The sequence below is a fragment of the Acinetobacter sp. 148 genome (assembly GCF_031196675.1).
GTDB lineage: Bacteria > Pseudomonadota > Gammaproteobacteria > Pseudomonadales > Moraxellaceae > Acinetobacter > Acinetobacter baumannii.
Window position 1 is genome coordinate 1 of sequence record NZ_JAVIMT010000101.1, and the last position, 6,081, is coordinate 6,081.

5 protein-coding genes are annotated in these 6,081 nt (G+C 35.0%); all 5 read right to left on the reverse strand.

The genetic code is table 11. The features are described 5' to 3' along the window. Window positions 1-114: 114 nt before the first annotated feature. A complete protein-coding gene (locus tag RFX69_RS19320; protein ID WP_252146415.1) occupies window positions 115-1,482 on the reverse strand; it encodes an ATP-binding protein in 1,368 nt (455 codons plus the stop codon). Then, the gene (locus RFX69_RS19325; protein ID WP_108564087.1) at window positions 1,483-2,163 is read right to left on the reverse strand and encodes a response regulator transcription factor; all 681 of its coding nucleotides are present in this window, start codon (window positions 2,161-2,163) and stop codon (window positions 1,483-1,485) included. 151 nt (window positions 2,164-2,314) lie between these two features. Then, on the reverse strand, window positions 2,315-2,998 hold the full coding sequence (locus RFX69_RS19330; protein WP_004837919.1) for a Fe2+-dependent dioxygenase: 684 nt from the start codon (window positions 2,996-2,998) through the stop codon (window positions 2,315-2,317). Between the two features lie 102 nt (window positions 2,999-3,100). Continuing rightward, window positions 3,101-5,338 carry a TonB-dependent siderophore receptor gene (locus RFX69_RS19335; protein WP_087607093.1) on the reverse strand — a complete coding sequence of 746 codons (2,238 nt, stop codon included), beginning with the start codon at window positions 5,336-5,338 and terminating at the stop codon, window positions 3,101-3,103. 145 nt (window positions 5,339-5,483) lie between these two features. Beyond that, entirely contained in the window at window positions 5,484-5,918 is a 435-nt protein-coding gene (locus RFX69_RS19340) for a Fur family transcriptional regulator (protein ID WP_087607092.1), read from the reverse strand. Window positions 5,919-6,081: the final 163 nt, after the last annotated feature.

Genomic DNA, 6,081 nt, shown 5'->3' on the forward strand with positions numbered 1-6,081 from the left:
CGACAAACCCGGTACGGTTCACTTGGAAGAAGTTTAGCTTTTGAATGTTTGTGCAACAAAGCCAGCTAAAAGTGTCAACACACCCTAATTAAAAAAGTTGTAATTATACTTACCTCATGCAGATTTAAAGCAAATAATAACTTTTAATCCTTGCAAATATTCTGATGAATCAAGTTGCATTGAAGCATTAATTGACTCTACAGCTGACTGAACTATCGATAATCCCAATCCACTTCCAAAGGCTTGATTTTGAGTTTCACGTAGTCTAACAAAACGTTGTAATACATCCTCATGCCTATCTTCTGGGATGCCTGGTCCACTATCGTGGATTTCCATATTCACATTGTGCCCCTTACTCGAAATAATAATCCATACCTGACCTAATTTTGGACTATATTTCACGGCATTATCGAGGAGATTAATAAGGATACTCTCTAAAGATGACTGAATAGCAAGTATTCGTATATTCTCGGAATAAGAGTCTAACTTCACTTGGATATCTACACATTTATAACGTGCATTTACAAGAACTTGGGAAACACACTGACGTACATAATCAATTAAGATTAGCTGTTGCAAAGTTTCATTTTGTGGGATTTCTTGATGAGCTAATGACATTAGTTGACCTACTAAATGTGTCATACGCTTTAAGCTCAAATTTAGATCAAGAATATTTTCATTATATATAGCAGTATTCGGTTTTGATTTGATCAATAGTTCTGTTTGAAGGCTCAAAGCAGTTAAAGGCGTTCTCAACTCATGAGCTGCGTTGGCAATAAAAATATGCTGTTGTTTTTGTGCCACTTCTATCCGTGAAAATAAGGAATTAAGCTCATTTATAGCTGGCTGAATTTCAATAGGTAATTCATTTATTTTGATTTCTGATAAATCATCATAATCACGTTGTGCAAATGCCATTCTTAATTGTTCTAATGGCCTTAAATGAAAACGAATGAGCCAGTAAATAACAAAAATACTAAGAGGCATCAAAATCATATAAGGAATTAGCATATTAAAGGCCAATTCTTGTGCCAAATTTTTACGCACAATGATAGGCTGGCTAATTTGGATTTGTTTTGTCGGCATTGGTAGAACGTAAATTTTTATAATGCCACGTGATGAATCTTTAGTTACAAACTGAGGCTGTTCAACTTTATTAATAATATGATCATATTGTTGACTAATAAGAGGAAGGGATTTGATATCTGTAATATCTATAAATGTGTCCCGCTCACCGTATCTCTTATTGTGATCAAAAACTGATTTAACATTCGTTCGCTCTTCCTTAGACAAAAAATTAGCCATCTCAATCATTTGTTCATCAATAATTTCCTCTGACTCTTCCAGTGCAATATTGTAAGCAGCAATTGCAATTAATATCAGCAATATTAAGCTAAGCACGGTTACACTCAAAATCATTCGAAAACTGAGAGCTTGACTTTTATAGCAATGAATTAATTTATCTATTTGAATAAATTTCATTTAATAATCAGACTCTATACAGTACCCAAGTCCTCTGACTGTTCTAATAAGTTCTTTTCCTAGTTTTTGCCTTAATTTATGGATATGAACTTCAACAGCATTACTGTTAATAAGTTCATCACTATCATAAAGTTTCTGTTCTAATATTTGCCGTGAAAAAATTTGTTGTGGATACATAATGAGAGGTTCTAAAATCGCCCATTCTTTAGGAGATAAATCAACTTCAATCTTATTTTTTGTAACTCTCTGACTCTGAGGAAATAAGCTAACATCTTTTGCAGAAAAACAGACGTCTTCAATAGAATGATTAAACTTTCCCCGTCTCAATACTGACTCTATTCGAGCTATTAATTCATCAAAATCGTATGGCTTAACAATATAATCATCTGCACCACACTTAAGTCCTAAAATCTTATCTTTGCTTTGGTCTCTGGCACTAATAATGATTACGCTCATATTAGTTAAATCTGCTGTTTTACGGATATGTTTAAGTATTTCTAACCCATCTAGTTCAGGTAAACCTAAATCAAGTAGTACAATGTGATAAAGCTTATTAAATAAGAACTCTAATGCCTCGTTACCTGTTTTAGCCCAATCTACTAAAAAATTTTCATGTTGAAGCAGATGAAAACTTGTCTTACCAATCATTACATCATCTTCAACATATAAAATTTTAATCACGTTTATTCCAAATGAATTATTAATATTAGTATCAGAAAGATACCGTTTAGGAAGATCCCTGTAAATCGCTTTTGTTTTACTTGAAGCCAGTAAGACTTTTGCTAGCAATAAATGTTGACTCTATGTCTATAAAGTAGGATCTGTTGACAAATTATAACTCAGCCCATTTTCGCATCAAATTATGGTAAAGATTAGTAAGTTTAATTACTTCTTGATGCTGATCTCCCAACTGTACACGTAAATTTTGAATAGATTGATCTAAGTTGAAAAGCATATATCTATTAGCATCATCTCGTACCATGCTCTGCACCCAAAAAAATGATGCAATACGACAACCGGACGTGATAGCTGTAACTTCATGAAGACTTGTTGAAGGATAAAGAATCATATCACCCGCAGGTAGTTTCACCTCATGGTAGCCATAGGTATCTTCTACAACTAAATCACCACCTTCATATTCGTCTGGTTCACTGAGGAAGACTGTACAAGATAAATCGGTACGGAGACGTTCATTCGTTCCACGAATTCGTCGAATAGAGTTATCAACATGAAAGCCAAAGGATTCATTATTTTCATATCGGTTAAATAAAGGTGGAATTATATCCAAAGGAATTGCCGCTGAAAGAAACAATGGATGTTGCCCTAGTGATTCTAAAATAATATTACTAAGATGGTGCGTAAGGGGATGATCTTCAGGCAGTTGTTGATTTTGTTTAACCAATGCAGAAAGTGTTCCAGCCGTGACTTTTCCATTGATCCATTCAATTCTTTCCATTTCGTCTCGAAAATATTGAACTTGTTCTTTACTAAGGACATTAGGAATATGATGAATCATATGATTACCTCAAATTATAAAGAGCAGATTTGAAAAATAGCCTCAAAGAATTGAGGCTATTTTAAACTACATCCAAAATAATAAGGAAACGAATGTTTTAAATTAATACTTGAAATTTACGGATAATACTGCATTTCGTCCTTCTGCTTCAGACGCAAAGTGAGATGCATAAGCTTTAGTGAAGTAACGTGTATCTGCCAAGTTATTGACATTTAACTGTAGATCAACACTTTTGTTGATGTTGTAACGTGCCATAGCATCGTAGCGAACGTAGCCTGGGACATAGTTAGTATTTGCTAAGTCACCATAAACTTTGTCCATTGCAATTGCGCCAGCACCTAAAGTGAACTGGGGCATAATTTGGTAAGTAGTCCAAAGAGTTGCACTGTTTTTCGCAACGTTTGGCATTACATTACCATTATAAATGGTTTGGTCTGTACATGATGTACCGCGGCAGCTCACACCATTTTTGGTTGATTCACTATCTAAGTAGGTATAACCCGCAGAAATCGCCCATTTATCAGTAATGTTGCCGTTTAAGCCCAGTTCAAAGCCATCAACTTTGCTTGACCCACCGTTTGTTGTGGTATTTGCATCAAGCGAGATACGAGTATTTTGTTTTTCTGTGCGGAAAATTGCAGCCGTTACATTTAACTTTTCGTTAAATAAATCCCACTTTGTACCAATTTCAAAGGTACGGCTTTCTTCTGGATCTAGATCTTTATTGACAGCCGACACCGAAGTTTCAGAACCGTCACCTGCATCGATACCAACTGGGTTGGCAGAAGTTGCAAAGCTTGCATAAATACTGCCATTCTCAGCAGGCTTAAATGTCAAACCTGCTTGATAAGAGAAAAAGTCTGTATCACTTTCAATTTTAGCACCAGTTGCATTGGTCTTCAGCTCAGTTTCAAACTTGTCCCAACGTAAGCCGAGGTCTAACAACCATTGCGGATTAAATTCAATACTGTCTAGTAAATATACAGAAGCGGTTGTTGCCGTAGTTGTTGTTACTGCTTTATTTGCAGCAACATTGCCTAACCACGGATCTTTTGAATTTGGATTGAATGCATCAGTACACCAATAATCAGAAGCTGCACCTATTCCAAGTGAACATGCGCCCGCTGTAGGTGAGCCAGTAATTGGTTTCCCTGATTTTGATGTAACAGTATACGAACCTTTATCAGATTCTTGATCACTATATTCAGCACCTACATCAAAGCTGTGTTTAATAGTGCCTGTATTAAATTTGCCAGTTAAAGCCAGTTGATCTGTAAAAGTATTGGTATCGGTAATACGAGAGTTCGCACGGCGCCATACTTCACCGTTTGCAATATTTTTCTGACTATCATCTGGCTGTGTCCAAATATAGTCGTTTTTAGAGTTACTATAAACTGCAGTATTACTGATGGTTAAATTATCAGTCAGATCATGCTCAAGCTTGATTGTACCAATTTGATTTTCTTGTTTTTGAAAATCGCGATCTAGCCAACCATAGTAAATGCCTTGCTTGGCATTTAATGGTTTACCTGTTGCTGTATTATTCGATGAATTCCAATAAGGTACGCCCGAATCAGGTGTATCATCAGACTCAAGATAATAATAGCTTAATGTCGTACGTGTCGCTGTGTCTAAACCAAAGGTAATGCTTGGGGCAATACCTACACGTGCATATTCAGCTCCATCTTTTTGACCTGCTTTCTCATTATGGTGTCCCATCACTGCAACACGAGCAGCAACACCATTACCGAAATCCTTGTTGCCATCTAGGGTAATACGTTGGTAATTATCCGTTCCAGCACCAACTGAACCCTCTAAAAAGTCACCTTTTTTGGCAACTTTAGAGATTACATTAATACTCCCACCAGCAGTACCTGCACCACCTAAAGCAGAAGCAGAACCTTTCGTAACTTCAACTTGTTCTACAGCAAACATTTCACGGTTTTGTGAAGCCGAACTTCGAATTCCGTCTACATACATTGAGCTTTCAGAACTATAACCACGTATAAATGGACGGTCGCCATTTGGGTTGCCACCTTCACCAGCCCCAAGTGTGATACCAGGAACTGTACGTAAAGCATCGCTTAAAGTTGTAACTTGAGTGTCTTCAATCAACTGTTTAGAAATGACCGATACTGACTTTGGTGTGTCAAGAAGAGGGGCTACAAACTTGTTATTTGCAGATTTGTCTACTTTTAAACTTTGTTCTGCTGCCGCTTCAATGTGAATTGTTTCCAATTGCGCGACTTGATCTTGAGCAATTGCTGTGGTTGCATTAACAGATAATGATGACGCTATCGCTGTATAAACCAATTTTTTACGCGTTTTAATAAATGACATTATAGACACCCCGAAACTAAAATTTCACAAATGATAATAATTATTATTTATAACCACAACTGCATTTCAATTGTAAATAACAATTAGAAGTAATTATTTTTAAAATTAATTCTTAATAAGAATTACTCCTAATAATCAATAAAAACTACCCTCTGCAATTTTCACATTTAATTTTTATAAGCAATGAAAAAGACATTAATTTCAATTCTTTGGATTTTGCATAACTCTCAATATGAGCTTCTAATTCATCATCAACTAGAAAAAAGGTTTTTTTACACTGATTACAAGTAGCTCGAATAGATCCATTTTTCTTTTTTATACAATAGAGTGACTGCTGATCTCCTATCTTAAATTTTTGAATCAGACCAATATCTTCAAACACCTTTAAGGCACTATATATTGTTGATATATATAGATTCTTACCATGCTCACTTGAGATAATCCTCTCAATATCAATTGCAGTTAGCTCTTTATCCTTTTCAATTAAAACATTTAAAACCATAATTCTGGGTATAGTTGCTCTAAGTCTTTCACTATGCAAAATACTCATAATTACAGAATTTAACTCTTTAGACACCATAACCAAACCACCATTATCAATAACCAGAAGATTCTAACAAGTTAATGCAAATAATTGTGATTATTAATAATAATTTTATTTTAAAAACCTTAAGTAAACCTTAAGAATTAAATGATAATATCCCAAATAAATTAGACATTATAATAGGGTGTGTTGACACTTT